The 2,807-nt window shown below is 68.1% G+C and carries 2 protein-coding genes and 1 pseudogene; all 3 read right to left on the reverse strand.

The annotated features are described in order from the left end of the window. Positions 1-31: 31 nt before the first annotated feature. Complete coding sequence (locus JYJ84_RS33220; RefSeq protein ID WP_122946483.1) at positions 32-1,438, reverse strand: amino acid permease; 1,407 nt, start codon at positions 1,436-1,438, stop codon at positions 32-34. 230 nt (positions 1,439-1,668) lie between these two features. Continuing rightward, on the reverse strand, positions 1,669-2,325 hold the full coding sequence (gene rqpR / locus JYJ84_RS33225; protein WP_122946482.1) for a response regulator transcription factor RqpR: 657 nt from the start codon (positions 2,323-2,325) through the stop codon (positions 1,669-1,671). 7 nt (positions 2,326-2,332) lie between these two features. Further along, positions 2,333-2,807 (reverse strand): annotated as a pseudogene (rqpS, locus tag JYJ84_RS33230) (quorum system sensor histidine kinase RqpS); the annotation flags it as partial.

Below are 2,807 nucleotides of genomic sequence, written 5' to 3' on the forward strand. Positions count from 1 at the left end.
CGCGCGCGGCATGCGCGCGCGACGACGGCGCTCAGTGCGCGTCGTGGTGACCGTGCGCGAGCTTCGAGTGGTGGCGCGAGTACAGGAAGTAGATCACGAGGCCGATCACGAGCCACACCCCGAACGCGGCCCACGTGACGGGCTCCAGGTTCAGCATCAGGAACAGGCACGACGCGACCGCGAGGATCGGCACCACGGGCACGCCGGGGCAGCGGAACGCGCGCGGCAGATCGGGGTGCGTGCGGCGCAGTACGAGCACCGCGATCGACACCATCGAGAACGCGGCGAGCGTGCCGATGTTGATCAGCTCGGCGAGCACGTTGAGCGGCACGAGCGCGGCGATCAGCCCGAAGAACAGGCCGACGAGCCAGGTCGTCAGGAACGGCGTCGCGTAGCGCGGGTGCACGCGCGACAGCGTCGCCGGCAGCAGCCCGTCGCGCGACATCGCGAAGATCACGCGCGTCTGGCCGTAGCTCATCACGAGGATCACGGTCAGCATGCCGAGCACGGCGCCGAGATCGATGAAGCCCGCGACCCAGTTCTCGCCGGCAACCTGCAGCGCGTACGAAATCGGGTGCGAGATGTTCGCGTACTGGGCCGACGGCACGATGCCGGTCGCGACTGCGGCGACCGTCACGTACAGCACCGCGCACACCGCGAGCGACGCGATGATGCCGATCGGCAGGTCGCGTTTCGGGTTCTTCACTTCCTCGGCCGCCGACGATACCGCGTCGAAGCCGATGAACGCGAAGAACATCACGGCCGCCGCGCCGAACACGCCGTTCCAGCCGTGCGGCATGAACGGCTTCCAGTTCGCGGGCGTCACGTGGAACACGCCGACCGCGATCACGAGCAGCACGACCGACACCTTGATGAACACCATGATGTTGTTGATGCGGGTCGACTCGCGGATGCCGATCGACAGCAGCGTCGTGATCACGATCATCACGAGGAACGCGGGCAGGTTGAACCACGTGACGACGCCCGGCACCGCACCGGGCGCGGCTGTCAGCACGGTGGGCAGCGTGAGCCCGAAGCCCTGCAGCAGCGACTGCAGGTAGCCCGACCAGCCGACCGACACGGCCGAGGACGCGAGGCCGTATTCGAGCATCAGGTCCCAGCCGATGATCCACGCGACGAGCTCGCCGAGGGTGGCGTACGAATACGTGTAGATCGAGCCGGCGACGGGGATCGTCGACGCGAATTCCGCGTACGACAGCGCGGCGAGGCCGCACGCGATCGCGGCGATCACGAACGACAGCATCAGCGCGGGGCCGGCCTGCACGGCGCCGGTACCGGTCAGCACGAAGATGCCGGTGCCGATGATCGCGCCGATGCCGAGGAAGGTGAGGTCGATCGCGCCGAGCGCTTTCTTGAGCCCGGCGCTGTGCGCGCCGGCGATCATGCGATCGACGTTTTTCTTGCGGAAGAGAGACATTGCGGATGAATCGCCAGCGCGCGCGGGCGCGGTAGCACTGGCCGAGTGAAAACCCGTAATTTTAGCCGATTTGGCGCACAAAACCCGCTGCGGCGCAGCGGCGCGCCGCGAAATCGTCCGATAAAACAAGCGCTTGCGCGCCAGACGGGCGGCTGTGGGCCGCGGCGCGGCGTGCGCCGCGTCGCGGGATCGGGTGAGTCGGTTGAATCAGTTGAATCGGGGCGGGGAGATCAGGCACCCGCCGTGGGCGACATGTCGACGAGCCGGTTGCTCATCACGTAGAACGTGAGTTCGGCGTTGTTCGACAGCCGCATCTTCTCGAGCAGCCGCGACCGGTACACGCTCACCGTCTTCACGGACAGCGACAGCGTGTTCGCGATGTCGGTGAGCCGCTTGCCCGACGCGAGCATGCAGAGCGTCTGGTATTCGCGGTCGGACAGTTTCTCGTGCGGCAGCGGCTCGTTCTCGAACGACACGTATTCGGCGAGCGCCTCGGCCATCGCGGGGCTCACGTACTTGCGGCCGGCCGCGACCTGCTGGATCGCGCCGATCATCTGCGCGGCATTGACCGTCTTCGACAGGTAACCGGCGGCGCCGGCCTTCAGCGCGCGTACCGCGTACTGGTCCTCGCGGTACATCGAGAACATCAGCACCGGGGTGCGCGGCAGCTTGCGCTTGACGCGCTTGAGCACTTCGATGCCGTTCGTGTCCGGCAGCGAGATGTCGAGCAGGATCACGTCGAATTCCTGCTTGTCGACGGCGGCCATTGCGTCGCCGCCGTTCTCGGCCTCGGTGACGTCGCGTGCGACGCCGCGGTCGATCAGCAGCTGGCGGATCCCTTGCCGGACGATCGCGTGATCGTCCACGAGCAGGATGTTCAGGCTCATGACGACCTCACGAAAGCGACGCGCGGCGGGCCGCGACGGGCACCGCGAGCAGCGAACCCCAAGCGAAGCGCGCGGTGACGCGCGTGCCGTGGCCGGTTTCCGGCGTGGCCGTCTCGAAGTGGCCGCCGAATGCCTCGCAACGGGCGCGCATGCCGGCGAGGCCGTAGCCGGTGCGGCGGCTCCGGGAGAAACCGGTACCATCGTCGGAGACAATCAGTGACAGATGCGTGCCGTCGGTGGCGATCCGCACGTCGACCGACGTCGCGCGCGCGTGCTTCGCGACGTTCGACAACGCTTCCTGCGCGACGCGGAATACCGCGAGCGCGCTCGCGCCGGCGATCTGCGTCAGGCGTGCGTCGGCCGCGCACACGAAGCTGGTGCGCAGGCCGGTGCGTGCCGCATGGGTGTCGACCCACGACGACAGCGCGCCGACCACGCCCGCATCGAGCGCCGGCGTGTCGCGCTCGTCGATCAGCCGGCGA

It is taken from the genome of Burkholderia sp. LMG 13014, from assembly GCF_905232215.1.
Classification (GTDB): Bacteria; Pseudomonadota; Gammaproteobacteria; order Burkholderiales; family Burkholderiaceae; genus Burkholderia.

Coding starts and splice junctions, on each gene's coding strand:
- JYJ84_RS33220 (WP_122946483.1), bottom strand. CDS start 1,438: ATGTCTCTCTTCCGCAAGAAAAACGTCGATCGCATGATCGCCGGCGCG.
- rqpR (WP_122946482.1), bottom strand. CDS start 2,325: ATGAGCCTGAACATCCTGCTCGTGGACGATCACGCGATCGTCCGGCAA.